The sequence below is a fragment of the Corallococcus terminator genome, assembly GCF_003611635.1.
Taxonomy (GTDB): domain Bacteria; phylum Myxococcota; class Myxococcia; order Myxococcales; family Myxococcaceae; genus Corallococcus; species Corallococcus terminator.
In genome coordinates, this window is record NZ_RAVZ01000655.1 from 1 (window position 1) to 1,741 (window position 1,741).

Here is a 1,741-nt window from a genome sequence, read left to right on the forward strand (position 1 = left end):
CCCTCCCTGCCGCCCCGGCTGTGCGTGGGCGTGCTGTCCGGCACCAGCGTGGACGCGGCGGAGGCCGCCCTGTGCCGCGTGGAGGGCACGGGCTCGGACGTGACGCTCCAACTCGTGGCCCACGTCTCACGCCCCTTCGCGCCGGACCTCATCGCGCGGGTGCTGGGCCCCCAGGACGCCCGGAGCCTGTGCGCGCTCAACTTCGAATTGGGCGAACAGTTCGCCGAAGCGGTGCTCGCCGTCCTGGCTCGCGCGGGCGTGGCCCCCGGGGACGTGCACGTCGTCGGTTCGCACGGCCAGACGATGGCCCACCTGCCGCCGGACCTGTCCTCCACACCTTCCACGCTCCAGTTGGGCGAGGCCTCCGTCATCGCCGAGCGCACCGGCCTGCCCGTCGTCAGCGACTTCCGCACCCGTGACATGGCCGTGGGCGGCCAAGGCGCGCCGCTCGTGCCGTACCTGGACTGGGCCGTCTTCCGGAACCGCGAACGGCCGGACGCCACGCGGGCGTTCCTCAACCTGGGCGGCATCGGCAACCTGAGTGTGGTGGGCGCTCGCATGGAGGACACCCTCGCGTTCGACACCGGGCCCGCCAACATGGTGCTGGACGGCCTGGCGCGCCGGATGACGGACGGCCGGCTGGGGTGCGACCGCGACGGGAGCCTGTCGTCCCGGGGGCAGGTGCTGCCCGCGCTCCTGGAGGAGCTGCTCGCCCATCCTTTCCTCGCGCGCCCTCCTCCCCGCAGCGCTGGACGCGAGGGCTTCGGCGAGGCCCTGGTGGAGCGCATCTGGGCGGCGGCACCGGAGCGCCCCCACGACCTGATGGCCACCGCGCGCGCCTTCACCGTGGAGGCCACCGCGAGAGCGTTCGAGACCTGGGTGTACCCCCGCTTTCCCCACCTGGAAGCGGTGTACGCCTCGGGTGGGGGGACGCGGAATCCGGCGCTGATGGAGGACCTGCGGGCGCGGCTGGCCCCGGTGCCCCTGGAGCGGCTGGACGTGCTGGGCTTCCCCGAGGAGGCGAAGGAAGCCGCCCTCTTCGCCCTGCTCGCGGCCGAGCACCGGGCCGGAACGCCCGCGAATGTTTGCCCCGCAACTGGCGCGAGGCGCCGAGTCGTTCTAGGTAAGCTGACACCGTGAGCAGCGTGAACCTGATGGCCCGCGAAGTCGCGGCGAAGATCGTCTTCTACGGCCCGGGCCTGTCCGGGAAGACGACGACCCTGCGGAAGGTCTACGAGACCGTCCGCCCGGCGCACCGTGGCGAGATGATGTCCATCGCCACCGAAGGCGACCGGACGCTCTTCTTCGACTTCCTTCCGGTGAAGGTGGAGCGCGTGGGCGACTGCTCCGTGCGGCTCGCCCTCTACACCGTGCCCGGACAGGTCTTCTACAACGCCACCCGCAAGCTGGTGCTCCAGGGTGCCGACGGCGTGGTGTTCGTGGCGGATTCGCAGGCGGAGGCCATGGACGCCAACCGCGAGTCCCTGGCCAACCTGGAGGAGAACCTCCTGGAGAACGGCATCCGCCTGGAGCGCTTCCCGCTGGTGATGCAGTGGAACAAGCGCGACCTGGAGGGCACCCTGTCCGTGGAGGAGCTGCGCCGGGAGCTCAACCCGCGCGGCGTCCCCGACTTCGAGACGGCCGCCACCAACGGCCGCGGCGTGCTGGACACGCTGAAGACCATCACCCGCCTGGTCATCAAGGACCTGCGCGCCAAGCGCATCGTCCCGCCGCCCCGCCC

Annotated in this window: 2 protein-coding genes; both read left to right on the forward strand. The window is 71.9% G+C overall.

Annotated features, from left to right (window positions below):
* A partial coding sequence (locus tag D7V88_RS41220; protein WP_341870761.1) for an anhydro-N-acetylmuramic acid kinase occupies nucleotides 1-1,140 on the forward strand: 1,140 nt, incomplete at its 5' end.
* On the forward strand, nucleotides 1,137-1,741 hold a 605-nt coding region (locus D7V88_RS41225), incomplete at its 3' end, for a GTP-binding protein (RefSeq protein WP_244238680.1). The genes D7V88_RS41220 and D7V88_RS41225, both read left to right, overlap by 4 nt.